This is a genomic window from Mesorhizobium sp. M6A.T.Ce.TU.016.01.1.1 (assembly GCF_003997065.1).
Classification (GTDB): domain Bacteria; phylum Pseudomonadota; class Alphaproteobacteria; order Rhizobiales; family Rhizobiaceae; genus Mesorhizobium; species Mesorhizobium mediterraneum.
Window position 1 is genome coordinate 124,003 of sequence record NZ_RZTJ01000013.1, and the last position, 25,365, is coordinate 149,367.

General features: G+C 64.5%; 10 protein-coding genes. 7 read left to right on the forward strand and 3 right to left on the reverse strand.

The window, feature by feature from the left end; all coding sequences use genetic code 11:
• Complete coding sequence (pbpC, locus tag EOC94_RS22365) at positions 1-2,091, reverse strand: penicillin-binding protein 1C (RefSeq protein WP_127293504.1); 2,091 nt, start codon at positions 2,089-2,091, stop codon at positions 1-3.
• Between the two features lie 261 nt (positions 2,092-2,352).
• The gene (locus EOC94_RS22370) at positions 2,353-7,833 is read right to left on the reverse strand and encodes an alpha-2-macroglobulin family protein (RefSeq protein WP_127293506.1); all 5,481 of its coding nucleotides are present in this window, start codon (positions 7,831-7,833) and stop codon (positions 2,353-2,355) included.
• 376 nt (positions 7,834-8,209) lie between these two features.
• Here EOC94_RS22370 and EOC94_RS22375 point away from each other — a divergent pair, with 376 nt between their 5' ends.
• From EOC94_RS22375 to EOC94_RS22400, 6 genes are all read left to right on the forward strand, one after another.
• Entirely contained in the window at positions 8,210-10,138 is a 1,929-nt protein-coding gene (locus EOC94_RS22375; protein ID WP_127293508.1) for an autotransporter assembly complex family protein, read from the forward strand.
• Entirely contained in the window at positions 10,138-16,188 is a 6,051-nt protein-coding gene (locus EOC94_RS22380; protein WP_127293510.1) for a translocation/assembly module TamB domain-containing protein, read from the forward strand. Before EOC94_RS22375 ends, EOC94_RS22380 begins: the two co-directional genes overlap by 1 nt.
• Before the next feature lie 373 nt (positions 16,189-16,561).
• Positions 16,562-18,214, forward strand: coding sequence for an ABC transporter substrate-binding protein (locus EOC94_RS22385; RefSeq protein WP_127293512.1), 1,653 nt, complete (start codon positions 16,562-16,564; stop codon positions 18,212-18,214).
• Positions 18,215-18,439: 225 nt separating this feature from the next.
• Positions 18,440-19,474, forward strand: coding sequence for an ABC transporter permease (locus tag EOC94_RS22390; protein ID WP_127293514.1), 1,035 nt, complete (start codon positions 18,440-18,442; stop codon positions 19,472-19,474).
• Positions 19,475-19,486: 12 nt separating this feature from the next.
• A complete protein-coding gene (locus EOC94_RS22395; RefSeq protein ID WP_095482909.1) occupies positions 19,487-20,644 on the forward strand; it encodes an ABC transporter permease in 1,158 nt (385 codons plus the stop codon).
• 48 nt (positions 20,645-20,692) lie between these two features.
• The gene (locus EOC94_RS22400; protein WP_126105842.1) at positions 20,693-22,909 is read left to right on the forward strand and encodes an ABC transporter ATP-binding protein; all 2,217 of its coding nucleotides are present in this window, start codon (positions 20,693-20,695) and stop codon (positions 22,907-22,909) included.
• A gap of 13 nt (positions 22,910-22,922) precedes the next feature.
• On the opposite strand, the gene EOC94_RS22405 is transcribed toward EOC94_RS22400, so the two are convergent.
• Positions 22,923-23,513: a hypothetical protein gene (locus EOC94_RS22405; RefSeq protein ID WP_127293516.1), complete on the reverse strand. Its 591-nt coding sequence runs from the start codon at positions 23,511-23,513 to the stop codon at positions 22,923-22,925.
• Positions 23,514-23,731: 218 nt separating this feature from the next.
• Here EOC94_RS22405 and EOC94_RS22410 point away from each other — a divergent pair, with 218 nt between their 5' ends.
• Positions 23,732-25,270: a trimethylamine methyltransferase family protein gene (locus EOC94_RS22410; RefSeq protein ID WP_148128433.1), complete on the forward strand. Its 1,539-nt coding sequence runs from the start codon at positions 23,732-23,734 to the stop codon at positions 25,268-25,270.
• Positions 25,271-25,365: the final 95 nt, after the last annotated feature.

Sequence of the window (25,365 nt, forward strand, 5' to 3'; positions counted from 1 at the left end):
CTATTCAACGAACACTTTCACGCTGGCCGCGCGCCCGGCCGCGTCGATCACGGTCAGGGTCGAATAGCCGGCGCCGTCCGGCTGCCAGGTCGTGGTGCGTCGCCGGTCGATGCCGACCAGCGGCTTGCCGTTGGCCAGCCAGCGGAACGGCGCGCGGCCACCTTGCAGCTTCAGCACCAGTGGCGAGGCTTCGGCGGTAGTGGTGTCGAGATCGACGCGGGCGCCGTCAGGCGGAAAGATGATCGTCGGCGCGGGCTCGGTCGGCGTCGCCTGCACCAGCCCATCGGCGCCAGAACCGAAGCGCGCCAATGTCACCGGCAGATCGTCGCGCCTGGGTCTGACCACGCCGGCCGGCCGGCTTGGCAGTTGCACGGCGGCCAGACCGGCGCGGACAAAGCCCTCGAACAGGATGGGTGCGGCCGAGACATAGCCGGACAGGCCGGGCACCGCGCCGGCATCGGGACGGCCGACCCAGACGCCCAGCACGTAACGCCCGTCGAAACCGACCGACCAGGCATCGCGGTAGCCGTAGGAGGTGCCGGTCTTGTAGGCGATGCCGCGCTGGGCCGCACCTTCGGGCGGCTTGACGCCCGACAATATGTCGGTGATCTGCCAGTTCGCCTGATCGTCGAGGATGGTAGTGGTGGAGCGTTCGGCATTGGCCGGCTCGGTGCCGTCACGCAGGGTATGCGCCTTGCCGCCATTGGCAAGCCCGGCATAGAGCTGGACGAGGTCGCGCAGCGTCACGCCGACGCCGCCAAGGCCGATGGCGAGACCCGGAGCCTTGTTGACCGGCAGGATCGGCGTGACGCCGGCCTGCCGGAAGCGCGCGAGCAGCCGCGCCGGTCCGACCGCGTCAAGCACCCTGATCGCCGGCACGTTGAGCGACAGTTGCAGCGCCCGCCTGATGCTGACGTCGCCTTGGTAGCCCATGTCGAAATTCTTCGGCCGATAGCCTCCGAAATCCGCCGGACTGTCGTCGATCAGAGTTTCCTGCGCGACCAGTCCCTGCTCGAAGGCGAGCCCATAGATGAACGGCTTCAGCGTCGAACCTGGCGAGCGCACGATCCTGGTCATGTCGATCCAGCCGGAGCGGCTGGCGTCGAAAAAGTTGGCCGAGCCGACCTCGCCGAGGATTTCGCCGGTGCGGGCGTCGGCCAGCACCATGGCGACCGACAGGCGGGGCCCGAGCCTGGTTGCGGCATCCCTGGCCACCTGTTCCAGCCCTTCCTGGACGCTTTTGCGGATCGTCAGTTGCAGCTTCTGGCCGGGGACGGCCTTGGGCAGCACCGCATAGGCGGCGTGGGCGGCGAGCGCCGGCAGCGTGCGGCGGATGGCTGAAACGTCGTCGAGCGCGGCACGTGCGGCCTCGCGCTCGCCAAGCAGGCCTGATGAAACCATGCGCGCCAGCACCCGATCGCGAGCGGCGTGAGCGATCGCGAGGTTGCGGTCGGGCCGGCGCTTTTCCGGCAATTGCGGCAGCGCGACGAGCAGGGCGGCCTCCGAGAGCGTCAGCCGCTTTGGCTCCTTGCCGAAATAGGCCAGCGAGGCGGCGCGCACGCCTTCGAGGTTGCCGCCATAGGGCGCCAGCGTCAAATAGCGTTCGAGGATCTCGCGCTTGGTGAGCCGCCGCTCGATCTGTAGCGCGCGCAGCATCTGCTTGATCTTCGAGCCGAGACTGCGGCTGTCGCGCGGCTCTGCCAGCCTGGCAAGTTGCATCGACAGCGTCGAGCCGCCGGAGACGATACGGCCATTGGTCGCGAACTGACCGGCGGCGCGGGCCAGCGCCAGCACGTCGACGCCTTGATGGTCCCAGAAGCGCTTGTCCTCGTACGTCACCAGCATGTCGACGAGCTGTTTGTCGACCTGGTCGAGGCGGGTGGCGAGCCGCCAGTAGCCGTCCGGCGTGGCGAAGGCGCGCAGAAGCTGGCCGTCGCGGTCGAGCACCTCGGTCGACACAGTGGGTTCGGCCGGCAGCGGCGGCGGAAAGGCGCGGTCGAGCTGCCAAAGGGTGGCGGCGGAGATGGCCATGAGGCCGGCGCAAGCGGCGGCGGTGATGGCCGTTCGGCGTAGGAATTTTCTGGAGAGCATCGCTCCGCCCTTCTTCCTTCTCCCCTTGTGGGAGAAGGTGGATTGGCGCGCAGCGCCAAGACGGTTGAGGGGTGCTGGCCAGAGCGCTATCGGTGCCAAGCTGGAACACCCCTCATCCGACCGAGCTGCGCTCGGCCACCTTCTCCCACAAGGGGAGAAGGGAGAGCCGGCCGCAACCTCGGCTCCCTTTCTGCAGCGCTGAAGATTGGCGAAATCCTTTGCGAAGGTGCCATCGCCATGTTCCTGTTCGCCATCGGCGCCTTACGGCGCCTTGACCTCCATCATCCCGGTCGCGGTGCGGGCCGAATATTGCGGCCGGTACATGTCCTCGACCGTTGCCGCCGGATGGGCATAGGTGCCCGGCGTCACCGCGCGCACGACATAGGCGAGCGTGATGTTGCGGTCGCCGTCGCCGTCGTTCGGATTGAAGGCCGCGACGAAACGGTCGTCGCGGAATTCGAGATGGGCGGCGTCGGTCTGGGCCAGCCAGGAGAAGTTCGACAACTGGGCGCTGGAAACCAGGCCCGGATTGTCGATTTCGAAGCCGGCCGGCAGCAAATCGGTGATCACGAGCCGCGACGGCCACTTGTTCTGCTCGTAGATCTTGAGCACGACGACATAGCGTTCGTTCTGGGTCGCCTCCGTGACATTGGCTTCGGTGCCGTCGAGCTTGTAGTAGGTGCGGCCGATGGTGAAGCCGTTGCCGCTGGCCGGCAGTGGCTGGATCGGCGAGGCCACCGTGGTGACGACTGCCTGCAGCGAGTTGCTGCCGGTGTTGGCGACGGTCAGTGGGCTATCGACCAGGTCGCTGCCGGCGATCTGCTCCGAATAGGCGCCGACATGCGGTGCGCCATTGATGGTCAGCGCGATCGCATCGTTGCCGGCCTTCAGCGCGCGGGCCGCCAGCATCATCCAGGACTCGTCCTGGGTGCTGGTCCATCTGACGGCGGCGCGTTCCTTCGTCACCAGCGTGATCAGCGCCGGCACGATCGTCGGCACCGGCTTCGATTCGGCGGCGAGCGCGAGCATCGCCGCGCCGTCACGCAGCGGCGAGCCATAGTCGGACCTGTAGTAGTCGTATGCGGAGGTCGACTGGGCCAGTTGCAGGGCGGCCTGGAAGGTGGCTTCCGAACGCTGCGTGTCGCCATAAAGCGCCAGGCCTGCCGCCAATTGGGCAAGGGCCATCGGGCTCGTAAAGGCTTCGAGCTGCGTGTCGGCATAGTAGCGCAGGTCGCCGATCGAAGCCTTCTTGTTGCGGGCCAGCACATAGAGCGCATAGGCGATCTCGCTGCCGCGACCCTTGACGTCCTGGTCGTAGCCGATCGCATTTTGCAGATTGCTCAGCGCCTGGTTCATGGCCAGGGCCGGCACGTCGTATTTCTGCTCGCGCGCCCGGGTCAGGAAATCGGTGACATAGGCGTCGAGCCACAGATCACCGGAGCCAGGACCCCAAAGGCCGAAGCTGCCGGCCGAGGCCTGATAGCTCAGCACCTTGTAGATGGCGTCCTGGATGCGGCCGCGCAGATCGGAGTCGCTGGCCATGCCGATCCCCGAGGCCATCTCGTTGACATAGAGAAGCGGCATGGCGCGGCTGGTGGTCTGCTCGGCGCAGCCATAGGGGTAGCGGTCGAGCGTCATCAGGAGCGACGGCACGTCAAAGGCCGCCGCCTGCGAAACGCCGACGCTGACCGAAGCGCCGTCGAGCACGCTTGCCGCCAGCAGCTCCTTGTCGACGCGCAGCGACCCGCCATTGCCCTTGAGGTCGACCACCATGCGGGTGGTCACCGGCAATTGCGCCGGACGCACCGGAACATAGAGCGTCTGCTCGACGGCGGTGCCGTCGGCATGGGCGAGCTTGATCGTGATCGAGGCGTTGCCTGGCTTCTCAGCCATCAGCGGCACGGTCAGCGTCTGCCGCTTGCCTTTGGCGAGCGTCAGCTTCTCGGGCAGGGCGGCAGTGCCGATCGACAGCCCGCCGGTGGTATCTATCGACAGTGCATAGTCGCCCTCTGGACCATCGGTGTCGGCGACGTCGAGCCGCATGACGGCCGAATCGCCGGGCGCCAGGAAGCGCGGCAGGCCGGCGGTGATCACCACCGGATCGCGCACGATCACGTCGGACTGGGCATGGCCGACCCCGTCCTTGGTCCAGGCGACGGCCATGACGCGCACGGTGCCGTTGAACTGCGGGATGTCGAAATCGATCCGCGCCTTGCCGTCGGCGTCGAGCTGGACCGGACCGGAGAAGAAGGCGACCAGTTTTTCGGTCGGCGGGCTGCCTTGCGACTGCATGTTGGCGCCGTCGCCGCCGGTGCGCAGCTTGCCTGACGTGCCCAGCGAGCCGTCGATCAGGCGGCCGTAGAGGTCGCGCACTTCAAGGCCGAGCATGCGCTGGCCGAAGAACCAGGTCTCCGGATCCGGCACCTTGTAATTGGTGAGGTTGAGGATGCCGACATCGACGGCCGCGACCATGACATAGGCATTGGCGCCCGGCTGCACGCCGGCCACCGAGACCGGGATCGACAGCTGCTGGCGCGGCATGGTCTTGTCCGGCGGCGTCAAGGTGACGGCGAGCTTCTTCGAGCCCGGATCGACCTTCAGCCATTTGACGCCGATGGCGCGCGCCGGCATGCGCGTTTCCTGCGCATCGCCCGGCCTGAACAGCGTTGCCGTGACATAGGCGCCTGCGCCCCAGTCGTCGCCGACCGGGATGTCGACGGTGCTGCCGCCTTCTGGAACGGTCGCGGTGACGGTCTTCAAGAGTTTGTCGGCACCAATGGTGACGAGCAGCTCGCCGGCAAAATGCGGCGACACTTTGAGCTTGGCCACTTCGCCCTCCGCATAGGTATCCTTGTCGAGGGCGATCTCGAGGCCGTCGGGCGTTTCGGTGGTGGTGGAGCTGACATACCAGCCGGCGTCGAACTCGTAGCTGGTCGCCGGGCCTTCCGGATCCGATGTCTCGATCTCGAGCCGGTAGCGGCCCCAGTCGACCGGCAGCGAGACGGTGGCCTCGCCATCGGCGGTCAGGTCAACCTGGCCGTTGGCCACCGACTTGGTGAACGTTACCGGCTCATAGTTCCAGGAATTGCTCGAGCGGTACCATTGGTAACTGCGTTCGACCTTGACCAGCGACCATTGCGCGCCCTGCAGCGCCTCACGCTTGCCGCCGGGGTCGACGGCGATCAGGCCGAACTTCGCCGTGCCGCCTTGCGGCACCTCGTCGCCGTCGAAATCCGGGCGGATGCCGATCATGTGGCCCTGCGGCCGGATGCCGATGTTGAGCGAGCGCTCGACGGCGCGGCCGCCGGTCTCGCGCATCCTGACCGTGACCTTGGCATCGACGAGCTTGGTGGTCGAGGGCAACTGGTCGACGGAAACCGGGAAGGTCGCCTTGCCGTCCTCGCCGACCACCGGCAGCCCGGTGAACGGCGTGACCGACGGTTCCGCCGACTGCTCGTCGGCGAGGCCGAAGGAGTAGCCCTTGAAACGGTCCCAGTCGCGGGTGGTCGACAGCGTCAGCTCGCCTTCGAGCGCCAGCCCGACGGCCGGCGCGCCATACAGGAAGCGGCCGTCGACGGTGACGTTGGCTGTTTCGCCCTGCGCGATCTCCTGCTTGTCGGAGGACAAGTCGAACTCGATGCGATCCGGCACGAAGTCCTCGACCAGGAACATGTGGCTGGCGACCGCCGCCTGCTTGGGATCGGTGTGGATCGCCACCGTCCAGGTGCCGCGCATGGCGTTGGGTTCGAGCGGCAGGTCGACGGCATGGCCGCCTGCCGATGCGCCGTCGCTGACGATGCGGCGGTTCTCAACGCCGTCGGGGCGCGTGAAGATGAAGGTCAGCGGCAGGTTCTCGACCGCCTTGGCGGCGCCGTCGCGGGCAAGGGCCGCGACGTGGACGTCCTCGCCGGCGCGGTAGATGCCGCGTTCGGTCCAGGCATAGACGTCGAGCGCGCCCGGCGCCGGACGCCCGGTGACGCCACGATCGGACAGGTCAAAGCCGGCGCGGCCCATATCGAGGAAGACGAAGTCGCTGTCGCCCTGCTTGGCCGTCAGCACGGCCGGCACCATGCCGCCGTCGCCGCGCGTCAGGCCGGGGTTGAAGACGGCGCGGCCTTCCGCGTCCGTGGTCGCGGTGCCGAGGATTTCATTGTTCCTGGCGAGCAGCGTCAGTTCAGCACCTGATATCGGCTTGGCGGTTCCGAGCGAACGGGCAAAGACGTTCAATCCATCCTGTCCGGTATAGGTCGACAGGCCGATGTCGGAGACGACGAACCATTGCGTGGCGCGGGAATCATAGTCGTCGTCATTCTCGTCGACCGGTTGCGCGGTCAGCACGTAGACGCCGGGCTTGCGCTGCGGCAGCGCCTCGTCGACCGGGAAGGAGGTGGTGACTTCCTTGTTCAGGTCGCTGGCGATGTCGAGCTGGCCTTGCCAGACCGGCTCGCCCATCTGATCGGAAATGTTGGAGATGTCGTAGCCGTCAAGCTGGCGCAGGAACTGGTAGCCGGACAGAAGCTGGGTCAGCGAACGGTCGCCGATGCGATAGAGCTTCATTTCGGCGGCGTTCATGTTGACGGTGACGACCGGGACGCTGCGGCGCGCGCCGGCGGGCAGCACGAAGCTGTCGCCGGTGAAGCGGGCTGACGGGGCGCGGTCCTGCACATAGATCGACAGCACCATCGGTGCGGTGATCACCTCGCCGATGGCGGCCGGCAGGCCGGGGCGGAAGGTCACGTCGTAATGCTGGCCATGCTCGAGCCCCTCGACGCAGATCTGCTTGTCCTTGGCCTCGACGCCCTTGGGGGCGGCGTTGTCAACGGTGACGAATTGCGAATAGTCGACGCCGGTCTTGACCAGATCCTCGGAAAACTGCGCGCAGATGCGCGGTGCGCCGGTGTCGGCGTCGACCGTGTGATCGACGACGCGGAAGCCCTTGCGGGCCTTGAGGTCCTGATAGGCGGCCGAGACCCAAGACGAATTGACCAGCGCGAGGCTCGCTTCGTAGGCCTGCAGGGCCGGCCGGGAGAGGTCGCGGCGATCGAGCCCGTCGCCGAGCAGTGCCAGCGCTTCGGCGCGCGTTTTTGTGGTGCGCAGCAATTTGTAGGCATTGAAGGCGGCGGAGGTGGCGTTCGCGGGCAGTGTGGACGCCTCCGCACTGTTGGCGGTTGGCGGCACGGCGAGCGTTTCCCGCGCCAGTTCAAGCCAGAGCTGGCCGTCGTCGGGCAATACCGAAACCAAAGCTTCGTATTTTTGCATGGCCGAGCGGCGGTCGCCGGTCTGCGACGCTTGTTGCGCCGCCTGCTTCAGCGCCGCCAGCCCATCGGTAGGCTTGGTATAGGCCGGGCCGGTGAGCATGTTGCGATATTGCTGGGCCTGGTCGGTCATCCAGGCGGGGAAGAAGACGAGGTCCGGCGCCGCGCCGATGTCGGGGTCGCCATCGATGTTGACGACCTTGCCGGCGACGGCGCCGTTGAACGGCTTCAGCGTGTTATAGTCGGATTTGAGAAAACACCATTTGGCCTTGGGGTTGTAGGTGAAGGCGCGGCAGGCGGGATCGCCGAGACATGTCGTCTTGCACTGGTCGAGGCTGACATTCTGATCGGATCTGAGGTCGAAACCGAAATAATCGGAATTGTCCGATGTCATCACCCGGCGTGCTTCGGCCGCTTGCGCGATACCGCCCCAGGCGAAAAAGAGAAGGAAAAGGATCGACAGACCACGAGCCGCGCGCATTGCCATAATACCCCTCCAGACACTGCTTAAGCATCGGCCCAAAAATCGGAATCGATTTTCGGAAAGCACGATGCGTCACTTCCACGTCTTAGAGCGTACTTTGTGCGTCCGAATGGACGCACCTCGCTCTAACGTCCAGACATGTTCAAGCTTCAGTCCAGCTTGTCAACGCGAGGACGCGGCAGGTTCCGCCTGCCAACGGTTTCCTTTTCGGCCGATGGCCGGTAGTACCTCCATAGGACAGGGATCACGCTTTCTTGCGGCGACGCAGAAGGTGTGAATTCCAAGCCCTGTCCATTTCAGACAATTGGATTGTGGCTCCTTTACGAGCAATTCAGAACTTCATTCCAATTTTAGCTTTGGGAGCTAGTGTAGAGTTGTAATGTCGGCGTGTGAAAGGCAGATGTCGGGAGGAACCGCGCCAAGGCGCGTGCTTTCGCACGCCCTGCTTTTCGCTTTGCTGTGCTCGACTGCACTGGTTGCCACGAGCGGAAATGCGGCCGCTTTCGAGATATTCGGCATCAAGCTGTGGGGGTCGTCGGACGACGAAGATGCCGATATCGTCGATCCGCTGCGCTATGCGGTGACCATCGAGGCGCCCGACGCCGACGAGGATCTCGTCAAGAAGCTCGAAAACGCGTCGGCACTGAAGGCCGACGAAGAACGCCCGGTTTCCGGTTCGCTCGGCCTGCTGGCCAAGGCGCGCGGCGACCGCGATCAGCTTATCGCCGCACTTTACGCGGACGCCCGCTACGAGGGCGTCGTCACCATCACCATCGAAGGCAAGCCGCTCGATGATTTGCCGCCCGACGCCGAATTTTCGGGGCCGCAGCCGATTCCGGTGGTGATCAACATTGCGACCGGGCCGAAATTCACGCTTGGCGACATCAGGCTGGAGGGCGATGCGGCGGGACTGCTGGGCGCCAATTTCGGCCTGATCGCCGGCGGCGATGCCGGTTCCGGTGCCGTGCTCAAAGCCGAGGCGTCGATCGTGCGGGCGCTCAAAGAGGAAGGCAGGCCGTTGGCCAATGTGACGGATCGCGAGATCGTTGCCGACCACGCCACCTCGACGCTCGACGTGACGCTGACCGTTGCGGCCGGACCGGTTGCCGGCTACGGCGACACCACGGTCGAGGGCACCGAAAAAGTCGACCGCGACTTCACCGAATACATGACCGGCCTGGAGCGCGGCCGCCAATATTCGCCGGAAGAGGTCGACGAGGCGCGCGACCGGCTGCTCGGGCTGGAAGTCTTCAACAGCGTGACGCTGAAGGAGGCCGACAGTCTCGACGCCGACGGCAACATCCCGATCGGCGTCGAAGTGAGCGAGCGCAAGCCACGCTATTTCGGCATTGGCGGCACCTTCTCCAACACCGAGGGGCTCGGCCTCGAAGGTTATTGGGGCCACCGCAATCTGTTCGGCCGTGCCGAAAAGCTGCGCATCGAGGGCGCAATCAGCGGCATCGGCAGCAACGACCTGACCGAGCTCAACTACAATGCCGGCATCATGTTCGAAAAGCCGGGCGTGGTCGGGCCGGCGTCGAAATTCTTCGCCGGCGTCAGGACCGTATTGGAGCATCCCGACGCCTACGACCATTTCGCCGTCAAGGGCAACACCGGTCTGTCCTATGAACTCGACAAGCAGCAGACGGTTTCTGCGGAAGTCGCGCTCGACTATTCGAAGATCACCGATTCCTTCGGCAAGCACACCTATCTGATCGCCAGCGTTCCGCTGCAATATGTCTACGACAATCGCGACAGCCGGCTGAACCCAACGACGGGATTCAGGGCGCTGGCCTATGTCGAGCCGAGCTACGACATTTTGAACGGTGCGGCCTTCGTCAAGCTGAGGGGCGAAGGATCGGCCTATCAGTCGATCGACGCGGCCTCGAAGTTCGTCTTGGCCGAACGCGTCGCCATCGGCTCGATCATCGGTGCCGGCCTTCAGGATGTTCCGGCCGACCGGCGCTTTTATGCCGGCGGCGGCGGCTCGGTGCGCGGTTATGCCTATCAGGGCATCGGTCCGAAGGACATCGACGGAGAGCCGATCGGCGGGCTTTCGTACTTCGAGACCTCGCTCGAGATGCGCATCGCCGTCACCGACACGATCGGCGTCGTGCCGTTCGTCGATGCCGGCACGGTCTCGACCGAGCAGTTCCCGGATTTTTCCGACATGAAGGTCGGCGCCGGCGTCGGCCTGCGCTATATTACGCCGTTCGGACCGCTGCGTGTGGATGCGGCGGTGCCGCTCAACCGGGGTCCCGACGACCCGCGTTTCGGCATCTATGCCGGCATCGGCCAGGCGTTCTGATGACAATGTTCAAGCGCATCCTCCGCATTGTCCTTTACACGCTGCTCGTCCTAGTGGCGGCGGTGGTCGGTGCGCTCGTCGTGCTGACCAAGACCGAGCGCGGCCGCGACAATCTCGCCGGCCTCATCTCGACCATGGCGTCGACCGATGACCGGAAGGTCACGGTCAGCGGCATCGACGGCATCTGGTCCGGCGCGCTGACCGTCGACCACGTGGTGCTGGAGGATCGCCAGGGCGCCTGGCTGGTGGCGCGCAAGGTGGCCGTCGACTGGTCGCCGCTGGCGCTTCTGTCGAAGAGCTTCAGCGCCGGCCGCATCGCCGCCGATCGCATCGAGCTGGCGCGATTGCCGGTGGCCGGCACGCAGCCGAGCCAAGGTGGTGCCACCACACTGCCGGTGTCGCTCGACATCAAGCAGATCGACCTGCCAGAAATTGCGCTCGGGCAGGCCCTGGCCGGCAGCGGCATCGCAGAGCTGGCGGCCAAGGGTGCGTTCAAGGCCGACGCGGCGCCACTGGCGCTCGAAACGAACCTCAACATCACCCGCCATGATGGCAAGCAAGGCAAGGTCGACGCCAACATCCATTTCGCACCCGCCGACAACAAGCTCGACCTCGACCTGAAGGCGTCCGAGCCGGCCGGCGGCATCATCGCCAATCTGCTCAATTTGCCAGATGCGCCTCCGGTCGACATCGTCGTCACGGGCACGGGGCCGGTCGCCAACTGGAGCGGCATCGGCACCTTCGTCGTCGACGGCCAGATCGTCACCCAACTCACCGGCCGCCACCAGCTCACCGACAAGGGCAACTATGTCGAGGCCAAGGGCGATGGCGACTTCCAGCGCTTCATACCCGACAATATAAAACCCTTGTTTACCGGCAAAACCAGCTTCGACCTCGCCGGAACCGCGATCGTGACGGGCGGCGTCGAAGTCGAGCGCGCCAATATCGACAGCGATGCGGTGCACGGCACCGCCGCGGGCATCATCGACCCCAATGGCGCCAGCGATCTTTCGGTGGAGCTCGCCGCCAAGGGCCCGCCGATTGTGCTCAGCCTCGGCACTGCGGCGCAGCCGGTGACCGTCGCGATCACCGGCGCCACGGCCCGCGCGTTCGGCGGCGGCAAGGCGCCGATCGTCGACATCGGCGCGTCTCTGGTCTCGGTGGTGGCGGGCGGCACGCGGGTGGACGATCTGACGGCTGAAATCCATTCCGACGGCTTCGACATCCAGGACCGCAGCGGACCGGTCACCATCAAGCTTGCGGCCGGTGGCCTGAACACGGACGTGGCGACGCTGGCGCCGCTGGTGACCGGCAGGGTGACAGCGGACCTCGCCGGATCGGTCAGCAAGGCCGAGATCGTCGTCGATCAAGGCACGCTGCGCAGCGACGCGCTCAACGCCTCGGTGACGTCCAGGGTGACGCTGGCCGATTTGGCGATGACGCTCAAGATGAATGCCGATGCCGTCTCGACCGCGCTGCCGCCGCAGATCCGCTCGGTTCTCGGCGAGCGTGTGACATTCTCGGCGACGGCGACCCGCGATCCGCAGGGTTCCTTTGCCGCCAATGCGCTGCAATTCACTTCGGGCACGCTCAGCGCCAGCGGCACCGCCAGCGCGACGGGCACCGACATCCAGGCCGACATCAAGGGCACGCTCGGTGACGTTTCGGTGCTGTCGCCCATGGTTGGCATACCCGTCGGCGGGGCCGTCGATTTCGCGCTGACGGCGAGCGGCGCGCGCACGGCGCCGGATTTCTCGGTCTCGGCCGACAGCGACAGCCTGACGGCGTCCGGTCATACGGTCAAGACGATCAAGCTGGCGGCGACCGGGAAGGCCGACATCGCCAACCCCGCCGCCGATGTCTCACTGACTGGATCCGTCGACGACCAGCCGCTCGATCTCAGGGCATCACTGGTCACGCGTGACGGAAAGCGTTCCATCAACGGGCTTAGCGTGTCGCTGGCCGACAACAAGATCTCGGGTGATCTCGCTCTCGACGACAGCTTGCTGCCGCTCGGGACGTTGACACTCGAAGCGTCCGATATCGGCCCGCTGGCCGCCCTTGCCGGTCAGGCGGCGGCGGGCGACGTGCAGGGCAGCATCCGCCTCTCGAATGATGGCGGCGCGCCGATGGTTGCGATCGATATGACGAGCGGGTCTATTTCGCGCGGCGATCTGGCGGCAAAGACCATTGCCGTCAACGCACTGGTCGCCAACTATCTCAAGGCCCCGGCGATCTCCGGCTCGATCAAGGCCGATACGGTCACATCCGGGGCCACCGTCATCAGCGGCATCGGGGTCGATTTGAAGCGTGACGGCGACTGGACCGGGTTTTCCGGCGGCGCCACCGTATCTGGCATTCCGGCCACAGCCGAAGGCCGGGTGAAGATCGCGGACGGCACGACCAGCGTCGAGATCGCCTCGGGCGAAGCGACCATCCGCGGCATCAAGGCAGCGATCACACAGCCGTCGAGCTTGAGCATCGCCAATGGCACAGCCAGCATTGAGAGGCTGATGCTCGATGTCGGCGGCGGATCGGTGTCCGTGTCCGGCACTGCCGGCCAGACGCTCGACCTCGCGGCAGAGTTTTCAGCGCTGCCGGCCGCCCTTGCCAATGATTTTTCCCCCGGCCTCGACGCCGCGGGCACGCTCGGCGGCACGGCGCAAGTGACGGGACCGTCGGCTGCCCCCGACATTCGTTTCAATGCGCAACTCAACGGTGCCGAAACCAGCCAGACACGCCAGGCGGGACTCGGTCCGCTCAATGTCGATGCGGCAGGCAGCTTCTCATCCGCCAGTGGCATCGCCATCGATCAAGCGACGCTTACCGGAGATAAAGTTTCCGGCAAGGCCGCCGGCACCATCAATCCGAACGGCATCAGCGATTTTGCGCTCGACCTGGCCTCGACCGGCCCGAGCCTGCCGCTGGCGTTTGGCAGCACCGAAAGCCCGGTCAAGCTCGAGCTGCAGGCGCTTTCGGTAAAGGCTGCGGGGCAGGGCACGCAGTCGAAGCTCGATATCTCCGCTGTCCTGCCTTCGGTCGCGACGAACTTTACCAAGGTCGAGAGGCTCACCTTGGCATTGCACTCGGACGCCTTCGACGTGAAAAGCCGGACAGGGCCGATCTCCGGCACGGTGACGGCGGACAAGATCGGCCTGGACAATCCGACCATCGCGCCGCTGATCGCCGGCAAGATCACCGCCAAGGTCGCGGGCAGTCTCGCCGCTGACACCATCGTCATCGACAGCGGGTCGGTGACGGGCGACGCGCTGAACACCGGCTTCAACGGAAGGGTCTCGCTGGCCGACGGCGCCATCGATCTCAACCTTAGCGCGGATGCGGCTTCCGCAGCGCTGCCGGCGGCAGCGCGCGGTGTGCTCGCGGAGCGGACGGAACTCAGTGCCGCGCTGAAGCGCGACGCCAATGGCAATGTCACCGCCAACGCGATCCGGCTGGTATCCGGCGCGCTGACCGCCGACGGGCAGGCCAGCCTTGCCGACAACAAACTCGCCGCCGACATCAAGGGCGTGCTGGCCGACATCTCGCTTCTGTCCGGGGATGCCAAGGGCGCCATCGCTTTCGCGCTCAACGCGCAAGGCGCCGGCACGGCGCCCGACCTGTCGCTGACGGTGAACAGCGACCGGCTTTCGGTGGCTGAACGCGAGATCACCGGGCTGAGGCTCACCGCCACCGGCAAGGCCGATGCCGCCAACCCGGCGGCCAATGTGCAACTGACCGGAAATGTCGCGGGCCAGGCCCTGCAAGGCAGTGCCGTGCTGGCGACGTCCGACGGCAAGCGCGCCATCAACGGGCTTCTGCTGTCGCTCGGCAAGAACCGGATATCGGGCGACCTGGCACTTGACAATGCCTTCGTGCCTGATGGCACCGTGGCGCTCGACCTGCCTGATATCGGACCGCTCGCAGCGCTTGCGCTGGAAAAGGCGGAAGGCGACGTGCGCGGCACGATCGTCTTCTCGAAGACCGGCAATGCGCCTGAAGTCACCATCAAGGCTTCGACGGCTTCGATTTCGCGCGGCGATCTTTCGGCAAAGACGGTCACTATCGATGCGCAGATCGCCAATTATCTCGCCGCGCCAGTGATCTCCGGAAAAATCCGTGCCGACAGCGTCACCTCCGGCGGCACCGTCATTCGCGGCATCGATGTCGACCTCACGCGCGAGGCCGACTGGACCGGCTTTTCCGGCGGCGCCACCGTCAAGGATATTCCGGCCAGGGCCGCCGGCCGCGTCAGGATCGCCAGTGGCACGACGACGGTCGAGCTCACCTCCGGCGAGGCGACCATGCGTGGCATCAAGGCGGCGATCGCCCAGGCCTCGACCATCACCATCGCCAACGGCACCACCAACCTGGACAGGCTCGTGCTCAACCTCGGCGGCGGCACGGCGACGGTCACGGGCAAAGCTGGGCAGGCGCTCGATCTCAACGCGACGCTGGCCCGGGTGCCGATCTCGCTCGCCAACAGTTTCTCGCCGGGCCTCGATGCCGCCGGCTCGATCTCGGGCACGGTTAAGGTGACGGGCGCGCCGGCCAATCCGGCCGTTGCCTTCAAGATCGACGCCGCAGGCGTCCAGACGTCGCAGACCCGCGGTGCCGGTTTCGGCGGCATGGGTGTTTCGTCCTCCGGCACATATTCGGGCAACAGACTGGCCTTCGACGCCGACATGAGCGACGGCGCCGGCCTCGGTCTCAAGGGCGGCGGCACGATGACGACATCAGGCACGCCCACCCTTGATCTCGACTTTTCCGGCAAGGTGCCGTTCGCCTTCCTCACTCGGACACTCGCTGCTCAAGGCCTGTCCTTGAGCGGCACGGCCGACGTCAATTTGCAGGTGCGCGGCCCAGCGACATCGCCGGTGATCTCAGGCACGGTCCGCACGTCAGGTGCCCGTTTGATCGATGCACGCTCGGGCCTTGCGATCAACGATATCGCCGCCGATGTCGCAATCGGCGGCGGCGTCGCCAGAATCAACCGCCTGACCGGCACGCTGTCGACGCGCGGCAGCCTGTCTGCCAGCGGCACCGTCGGCATCGTTCCGGCGCAAGGTTTTCCGGCCGACCTGACGGTCAGGCTCGTCGACGGCCGCTACACCGACGGCAGGGTGGTCACCGCCAATCTCGGCGGCGACCTGACTATCAGGGGTCCGCTCGCATCGGCGCCGGTGATTTCGGGCACGGTCAACCTGGCCAAGACCGTCATCACCGTTCCCGAAAAACTGCCGGGCTCGCTGGCGGCGCTCGACGTCAAGCACAAGAACGCACCGGCGGCCGTGCGCGCGCAGGACAAGGCGTTGCGCCCGGCGACGGCGAGCGGCAGTAGCGGTGGCAGCGGCCTCAACCTCGATGTCACGGTGAACGCGCCGAGCCAGATATTCATCCAGGGCAGGGGCGTCGATGCCGAGCTTGGCGGTTCGCTGCGGCTGACCGGCCCGGCGTCGTCGCCCCAAGCGGTCGGCACCTTCACCTTGCAGCGCGGGCGGCTGACGATCCTCGCCAAGCGGCTGACCTTCACCGAAGGCACTGTCGGCTTTTCAGGGTCGCTGGTGCCTTATCTCAACCTCACAGCGACATCGACGACGAGCAGCGCCACCGTCACCATCGTGGTATCGGGCGAGGCGACCAATCCGAAATTCAATTTCTCGTCGGTGCCGGCGCTGCCGGAAGACGAGGTTCTGGCGCAACTGATTTTCGGCCGCTCGATGTCGAACCTGTCGCCGCTGCAGATCGCCCAGCTTGCCGAAGCCGCCGCGCAACTGGCCGGTGTCGGCGGCTCGACGTCGCTGCTCCAGAACCTGCGCAGCGCGATCGGCGTCGACGATCTCGACGTCATCACGGACGAGGAGGGCGGCACCGCGGTCTCGGCCGGCAAATATCTCAACGACCGCACCTATGTGACGATCCAGAAAGGCGACAAGCCGGGTTCGGGCAAGGCGGCGATCGATCTCGACGTCGGGCGCGGCGTCAAATTGCGCGGCGAGGCCACCGACGCCGGCGAAGCCAAGGGCGGCGTTTTCTACGAGCGCGAGTACTGAAGCCTGCCGCCGCCGCCGTTTTTGCACGACATCCGCGATCAACTGGCGCCGTGCAGACCTTCGCGCATGACCCCGAAAATCGAAATCGATTTTCGGCAAAGGATTATGCGCAAAATCAAAGCGCTACAGCGTCCTTTGCGCGTCCACGAGGACGCGCGGCGCTGTAGTGAATGTCTCAGTTTAATCGATGCCGGATATTCGAGCGAAATCTGCCGGGCAATAGCAATTTTGCGCCAAGACTGTCGTTATCACGCGAACTGCTTCCCTTCCAAAGTTGCACATTCCTTGGCATGTTCCCAATCCGTGCCGTTTTTGACATCATGGCCCGGATGCGGAATGGTAAAAGGCAGAAAGCCAACAATGGGAGTTCGTGATGACAATCTACAAGAGTAATGGCGATCGCGTTCCGGATCACATCCACGTAATGGCCGAAGAAGCCAGGGCCGGACGTGTCGATCGCCGCGAGTTTCTCGCTTTGGCCAGCGTCTTCGGCGCGTCCACGGCGATGGCCTATGGCATGCTCGGCCTCGCCGACCCGACGCCGGCGAGAGCGCAGGACGTGGAGGGCAAGAAGGGCGGCATATTGAAGGTCGCTATGTGGATCAAGGATCCGAAGGATCCGCGCAAGGCCGACTGGTCGGAAATCGCTAATGCCGAGCGCCAGGCGCTCGAGCCGTTGGTCAAGTACACAAACGAATACACGTTCCGCCCCTACCTGCTCGAGAGCTGGGACGTCAACGACGATGCCACCGAGTACACGCTGCATGTGCGCAAGGGCGTCACCTGGAACAACGGCGATCCGTTCACCGCAGACGATGTCATCTTCAACTTCAAGCGTTGGGCCGACAAGAAGGCCGAAGGCAATTCCATGCCCGGCCGTCTCGGCTCGCTGGTCAAGGACGACAAGCTGGATGAGAGCGCAGTCACCAAGGTCGACGATTTGACGGTGAAGCTGAAGCTCAGCACGCCGGATATCGCCCTCATCCCCAACGTGTGCGACTATCCCGGTCTCGTCGTCCACAGGACCTTCGACGAAAAGGGTGGCGATTTCAAAGCCTGCCCGATCGGCACCGGCCCCTTCGAGCTCGTCTCCTACGATGTCGGCCAGAAAGTCGTCTACAAGCGGCGCGAAGACAACAAGTGGTGGGACGGCGAGGTCTTTCTCGACGGCATCGAGTTCATCGACTACGGCACCGATCCGGCGGCCACGGTCAGCGCCTTCGAATCGGGAGAGGTCCATACCAATTTCGAGACGTCAGCCGACTATGTGTCGATCCTCGACGGTGTCGACCTGGTCAAGTACGAGGTGGTCACCGCAGCGACCATCGTCTGCCGCACCAACGTGGCCAACAAGCCTTATGATGATCAGAAGGTCCGCAACGCGCTGCAGCTCGCAGTCGACAACGCTGTCGTGCTCCAGCTGGGCGGTGGCGATGCCGGTACTGTCGCCGAAAACCACCATGTCGCCCCGATCCATCCGGAATATTACGAGCTGCCGAAGATTGCCCGCGATCCGGCTAAGGCAAAGGCGCTGATGGAGGAAGCCGGGCAGGCCGATTTCGAGCACGAGCTGATCACGGTCGACGAAGACTGGCACAAGAACACCGGCGATGCGATCGCCGCGCAGATGCGCGACGCCGGCATCAAGGTGAAGCGCACGGTGCTGCCGGGTTCGACGTTCTGGAACGACTGGACGAAGTATCCGCTGTCGATGACCAACTGGAACATGCGGCCGCTCGGCGTCCAGGTTCTGGCGATCGGCTACCGCACCGGAGAAGCCTGGAACGAAACTGCCTGGTCGAATCCCGAGTGGGATGCCAAGCTCAACGCCGCGCTTTCGGTCGCCGACGCCGCCAAGCGCAAGGAGATGATGAAGGACATCGAGCAGATCCTGCAGGATTCCGGCATCATCATCCAGCCCTACTGGCGCAAGCTGTACAGCCATTCGGTCGCGGCGGTTAAGAACTACGCCATGCACCCGACCTTCGAGCGCGATTACGGCAAGGTCTGGCTCGACGAGGCCTGATCGGATCGATCGTGGAAGGGGCGGTTCGCCCCTTCCACCCACGCCATGCATGATCCCACAACCGAAAGTCGGCGCAGCAAAAAAGCGCAAACTCTTCGGATGAGGGCGTGCAATAAGACAGGGTTGATCGCATTCTGAGGGTCCGTTTGACAGCCAGCTCCGCCGATAGCGGCTGAGCTGGTTCCAAGCCGGCCTCAACCCCAACCAGACCGGCAGGGGACCGCCATGCTTTCTTTCATCCTTCGACGCCTCGGCACCATGGCATTGACGATGCTGTGCCTGACGTTGGTCGTGTTCTTCCTGATCAATCTCGACCCCAATCTGAAAAAGCTGGCGATTAGCCAGACCGAAATGCACACCTCGGCCGAGCAGCTCGAAAGCTGGCTGGTCAATCATGGCTACCGCCAGAATTTCTTCTCCCGCTACGGCCAATGGCTGGGTGTCGTGCCCAAGCAGCCGGTCACAGACCCGGCAACGGGCAAGCCCGGGCGACGTTTTTCCTTCTGCAACGATCCTGTCGAGCCGACGTTCTCCGGCGTGTTGCAGGGCGATTTCGGCTGCTCGACCAAGTTCAAGACGACGGTCGCGTCGAAGCTTTTCCCGGCGCTCAGTGCTACCGGGATCCTGATGTTCTGGGTGCTGATGGTGATGGTGCCGATCTCGCTTCTGATCGGCATTCTCGCCGGCATGCGTGAGGGCTCGCGAACGGATCGGACATTGTCTGTCGCCTCGATCGCCTCGACGGCGACGCCCGAATATGTGTCGGGCGTCATTTTTACCGTCATCTTCGCCTCATGGCTCGGCCTGCTGAACGGTTCGGCGGCTTCGGCCAGCCGGGGCATCACCTTCTACAACTTCACGCTGCCTGTCATGACGCTGGCGATCTACGGCATCGGCTACATCGCCCGCATGACCCGCGCCTCGATGGTCGAGGTGATGACGCAGCAATATATCCGCACCGCCCGGTTGAAGGGCCTCTCCTTCGGCAGCGTCGTGGTCAAGCACGCGCTGCGCAACGCGCTGATCGCGCCGTTCACTGTCATCATGCTGCAATTTCCCTGGCTGCTCACCGGCGTCGTCATCGTCGAGGTGATGTTCCGCTATCAAGGCTTCGGCTACACGCTGGTCGAGGCGGCCGGCAACAACGACATCGATCTTTTGCTCGGCTGCTCCCTGGTCTCGGTGTTCATCGTCCTGATCACGCAGCTCATTTCCGATGTCGGCTATGCGTTTCTCAATCCGCGTATCAGAGTTCAATAGGGGATCGGGCGGATGCAGCTTGAATATATCGGCGCCTTCAACGTGGTGCTTGGCGTGCTTGCGCGTTTCTGGCCGGTCTGGATCGCTCTCGTCCTGGTGATGGGGGCGAGCTTCGCCTACAAGAAGAGGCTTGGCCTCTACGGTCAGCTGTTCGACAGCAGCGTCGGCATCGTCGGCGTCGGCATCTGCCTATTCTGGCTGTTCACGGCGATCTTCGCGTCGACCATCTCGCCCTTCAATCCGCTTGTCCAGATCCCGATCATGAAGGACGCGCTGCCGGGCGCGGTCGAGCCGCAATCCGGACTTGTCTACCTGTTCGGCGGCGACAAGCTTGCCCGCGATGTGTTCAGCCGCATGGTCTATGGCAGCCAGATCGTGCTGATCATCGCGCCGGCGGCGACCGGTTTCGCGCTGATGGTCGGCATCACGCTCGGCCTGCCGGCCGGCTATTACGGCGGCAGGATCGACACCGTGCTGTCCTTCCTCGCCAATCTGGTGCTCGCCTTCCCGGTGATCCTCCTGTTCTACCTCTTGGTGACGCCGGGCATCATGGAGACACCGATTCCCTACATGATGGCCGGCCTGTTCTTCCTGTTCCCGATCATCTTCTTCAGCGTGCTGTTCTGGACGCGCTACAAGAAACGGCCCGACCGCCTCTACATCCTCCTGGGACTGACGCTGATCATTGGCGGCTGGGTCTATGCCGGCCTGGTCTTCGATGCCGACCCGTTCAGGATCATCCACATCGATCCCAACCAGCTCAATATCTTCGTGGCGGTGGTGTTCGCGTCCAGCCCCGGCGTGTTCCGCATCGTGCGCGGCCTGGTCATGGACATCAAAACGCGCGACTATGTGGCGGCGGCGCAAACGCGCGGTGAATCGCCCTGGTACATCATGCTGTGGGAGATACTGCCCAATGCCCGCGGGCCGCTGATCGTCGATGCCTGCCTGCGTATCGGCTACACCACGATCCTGCTCGGCACGCTCGGCTATTTCGGCCTAGGGCTGGCGCCAGAGAGCCCGGACTGGGGCACCGCGATCAAGGATGCCAGCCGGCTGCTGCGCTCCTTCATCCATCCGGCGCTGCCGCCGACGATCGCGCTGATGTCGTTCGTGCTGGGCCTTAATCTCCTGGCCGACTCGCTGCGTGAACAATCGATGAAAGATTGATGGACGGGTCTTCGACCCTACTTAGAAGAACCAGGATTGGAGCGACCCATGAATGAGGCAGTTCGAAATCCCGCCAAGCCGACCAATGGGCCGATCATCGAGATCGAGAACCTGTCGATCTCCTTCTTCACCCGCAAGGGTGAGATACCGGCCGTTATGGACTTCTCCTGCACGGTCATGCCCGGCGAAGCGATGGGCATCGTCGGCGAATCCGGCTGCGGCAAGTCGACCGTGTCGCTCGGCATCATGCGCGACCTCTCCAACATCGGAAAGATCGTCGGCGGCCGGATAAAGTTCCAGGGCAAGGACATGGGCGAGCTGTCCGATGAGGAACTGCGCGCCATCCGCGGCAACAAGATCGCGATGATCTACCAGGAGCCGATGGCCAGCCTGAACCCGGCGATGAAGGTCGGTCAGCAGCTGATGGAAGTGCCGCTGATCCACGACAAGGTATCGAAGGAGGAGGCTTATAGGCGCGCGCTTGAAATGGTGCGCTCGGTCAGGCTGCCCGATCCCGAGCGCATGATGCGCTCCTTTCCGCACCAGCTTTCCGGTGGCCAGCAACAGCGCATCGTCATCGCCATGGCGCTGCTGTCGAAGCCGGCGCTGCTCCTGCTCGATGAGCCGACGACTGCGCTCGACGTGACGGTGGAAGCCGGCATCGTCGACCTGGTCAAGGGGCTCGGCGAGAAGTTCGGCACCTCGATGATCTTCGTGTCGCACAATCTCGGCCTGATCCTGGAGACCTGCGACCGCATCACGGTGATGTATTCGGGCGAGGCGGTGGAAACCGGCAAGATCAAGGACGTCTTCGACCGGATGCGCCATCCTTACACGCAAGGCTTGTTCCGCTCGATCCCGCTGCCCGGCGCCGACAAGAATTCGCGGCCTCTGATCTCCATCCCGGGGCAATTGCCGCTGCCGCACGAGCGGCCGAAGGGCTGCAATTTCGGCCCTCGCTGCCACCATTTCGTCGAGGGCGTCTGCAACGCCGCCGAAATCCCGATGATCGCGGTCGACGGCCATGAAGGCCATTTTTCGCGCTGTGTGCGCTTCAACGAGATCGACTGGGAGGCGCTGCCGCCCGGCGCCAAGAAGGTCAACGAGCGCGTCGAGCCCGGCGCTCCGGTGCTCAAGATCGAGGACCTCAGGAAATACTATAAGGTCGGCGGCAGCGAAGTGTTCGGCTCAAGCGAAGGCCGCGTCGTCAAGGCCAACGAGACGATCTCCTTCATGGCGCGCGAATCCGAAACCGTCGCCATCGTCGGCGAGTCCGGTTGCGGAAAGTCGACGCTGGCCAAGGTGCTGCTCGGGCTGGAGACGGCAAGCTCCGGCACTGTGACGCTCGGCAACCAGCGGATCGAGTCGACCGGCGTCGAGAAGCGCAGCGTCGAGACGGTGTCGTCGATCCAGATGGTGTTCCAGAATCCGTTCGACACGCTCAATCCCAGCCACTCGGTCGGCTCGCAGATCATCCGCACGCTGGAAAAGTTCAACGTCGGCAACACCGTCGCCGACCGCCGCAAGCGCATGCTGGAGCTTCTCGACCTGGTGAAGCTGCCGCGGGCGTTCGAGACCCGCAAGCCGCGCCAGCTCTCAGGCGGCCAGAAGCAGCGCATCGGCGTGGCGCGGGCCTTTGCCGGCGACGCCAAGGTGGTGGTGGCCGACGAGCCGGTCTCGGCGCTCGATGTGTCCGTCCAGGCGGCGGTGACCGAGCTTTTGATGGACATCCAGCGCAAGAACAAGACGACGATGCTGTTCATCAGCCACGATCTGTCGGTGGTGCGCTACATCGCCGACCGTGTCGTCGTCATGTATCTCGGTTATATCGTCGAGCAGGGCACGACCGACCAGATCTTTTCGCCGCCCTATCATCCCTATACAGAGGCGCTGCTCTCGGCGATCCCGATCGCCGACACCAGCGTCATCAAGAAGCACATCGTGCTGGAAGGCGACATCCCGTCGGCGATGAACCCGCCAACCGGCTGTCCGTTCCAGACGCGCTGCGGCTACAAGAGGCTGGTGCCGGACAATCTTTGCGAGACGCAGGTGCCGCCGGTCAAGCATCTCGGCGACGGCCATATGAGCCTGTGCTGGCTTGCCGACGATGTGCTGGCGAAAATGGAGCCGGTGATCAAGTTCGACAAGGAGCATGCCGCCAATGAAGGCGTGCCGGACGACGCGCCGCAAGGTGTGGGTCCGGGCTTTGCCGGCACCCCGCCCAAGCGTCCACATGGAAAGCGGCCGAAGCTGACGGAGGGTTAGATCCGTGGCGCCGTCAACGCGCGCATTGGCGTAGCTGCGCGGCGTAGTCCTGCGCCATCTGCTCGGTGGCCCGCGCGTAGCGCTGCACGCCGGCGTCGCCGCGATTGCCGCGGCCGTAGGCTGTCCAGCCGAGATAATAGGCCAGATAGAGATTATAGGTGTCGTTGCGGGCGATGCCGAGCGTGTCTGATGTCTTGGAATGGTACCAGCCGACGAAATCGACGGCATCGGCAAACCTGGCGCGGCGCGCCGCCCAGCTGCCCGTCTCGCTCTGGTACTGCGCCCAGGTGCCGTCGAGCGCCTGCGAGAAGCCGGTGGCGCTGGAGACACGTTTCCAGGGAATGAAGCCGAGAAGCTTGGTGCGCGGCGGCCTGGCATTGCTCTTGAAGCCGGATTCCTTGCGCACCGTCGCCATCAGCACAGGGACCGGCACACCGTATTTCTGCTCGGCGCGTTCGGCCGCCGCCTGCCAGTTGTCGAACCAACCGTCATTCTGGTCGAAGACGGCGCAGACATCGTTGATATGGCTCGGCGGCGTCGCGCAGGCCGACAGCACGAACAGCACGGTAACAGCTACAATTTTACTAAAACTCGACCTACGCATCGGAGGAGGATTAGGCCGAAAACATAAAGGGAATCTTGCGGCGTTTCTTAACGGCTCATCGGCTGCTTTGGTCGGGGCAGAGCGAGGATGGATATTCCGACGTTTTCTGTCGCTTTTGTTGGAATGAAATTCCCAAAATGCCGCCTTGGCTAAAATCACGCCCGCGAGTGGCGGATTTCTGACAGCCCGATCATCGTGTCGGCGCTTTGATGCGCCGCATGACTGAACCGAGACGCAAGCGCGGCGCTGAGCGAACCAGCAACAGGGGACCGGCTGCCATCCCGCAACTGCCGCTGCGCCGCGTCACCAATCCCTATCCGCCAATGGCGATGCTCTCGGCCGAGCAGATCGAGGCTATTCACCAGGCGTCGATGCATATCCTGGAGAATTTTGGCATCGAGGTGATGAGCCCGCGAGCGCTTTCGCTGTTTGAGAAGGCCGGGGCCAAGGTCGATCATGCGTCGATGACCATCCGCATCGACCGGGGCATGGTCGATGAGGCACTGAAGACGACGCGGTCGAGTTACCGGCTTACGCCGCGCAACCCGGCCCATACCGTCCATCTCGGCGGTAACACTATCAATTTTACGCTCGTCGCCGGACCGCCCAACGTGCACGATATGGAACGCGGCCGCCGTGCCGGTAATTTGCGCGACTACAGCGATCTCACCCGGCTGGCGCAGCATTTCAACTGCATCCACATGCTGGGCAACCAGGTCTGCGCACCGGTGGAACTGCCGGCCAATTCACGCCACCTCGACACCTATTTCGCCAATCTGACGCTGACCGACAAAGGTTTTCACGTCTCGGCGATCGGCCGGGGCAGGGCGCTCGACGGCATCGAAATGATGGCGATTTCGCGGGGCTTGAGTCTCGACCAGATGCGCGACGATCCCGGCGTCACCACCATCATCTCGGTCAACTCGCCGCGCCGCTTCGACGAGATGATGGCCGAAGGGCTGATGACCATGGCCGAATTCGGCCAGTCGGTCGCGGTGACGCCGTTCACGCTGATGGGGGCGATGAGCCCGGTGACGCTTGCCGGCGCGCTGGCGCAGCAGAATGCCGAGGCGCTGTTCGGCGTGGTCTTGACCCAGCTTGTTCGCCCTGGCGCTCCGGTCATGTATGGCGCCTTCACCTCCAATGTCGACATGAAGTCCGGTGCGCCGGCCTTCGGCACGCCGGAGAACACCAAGGCCAACATCGCCTCCGGGCAGCTGGCACGGCGCTATGGACTGCCCTACCGGACGACGCCGGGCTCCGCCTCCAACGCCGCTGACGCGCAAGGCGCCTATGAGACGCTGATGGCGTTGTGGGGCGGGGTACTTGGCCACGGCAATCTCGTCTACCACGCCGCCGGCTGGCAGGAAGGCGGGCTGACCGCATCGTTCGAGAAGTTCATCATCGACGTCGAGATGATCCAGCACATGATGGAGTTTTTGCGCCCGATCGAAGTCAACGAGGCCGAACTCGCCGTCGAGGCGCTGGGTGCTGTGCCGACCGGCGGCCATTTCTTCGGCGAGCCGCACACGCTGGAGCGCTACGCCACCGCCTTCTACCAGCCAATGCTCTCCAACTGGCAGAACTACGAGGCGTGGCAAGAGGCCGGCGGGCTCGACGCCACGGCGCGCGCAACGCGGCTGTGGAAGAAAGCGCTGGAGGATTATGTCGAGCCGACGATGGACATTTCTGTGCGCGAGGCGCTGGAGGCGTATGTGGCGAAGCGCAAGGAAGCGATTGGGGCGGGTGAGCCGTGATGGCCACAGGTTTGCGCTCGTATACCCCTCTCTGTCCTGCCGGACATCTCCCCCTCAAGGGGGGAGATTGGCTGTCACGTTTTCCTTCGCTAATC